This is a genomic window from Candidatus Nanopusillus massiliensis (assembly GCF_920984865.1).
On the sequence record NZ_OV100765.1, the window covers coordinates 599,870 to 600,159 of the forward strand.

The following is a 290-nucleotide window of genomic DNA, read 5'->3' on the forward strand; positions in this document are numbered from 1 at the left end:
TAAAGTATATTAAATATAAATTTTTGTTACAAAATGGACAATTNNNNATTTTTGAACCTAAAAATTCTTTTATTTGTTTTTCTTTAATATCTGTATAAAATATTTCTGATGGAAAAATTCGCATCAATGATAGTAAATCTGANNNACCTGTTTTTATTATATCGAAATTTAATATTCTCTTTGCAACTGCCAATAAATTGCCTATTATTTATAAAATATTCAAAGTTTTCTAAAAATTCTTTTCTTCTATTTTCAACATTCTCATCATAAAAATTATACAGAAATTTTGA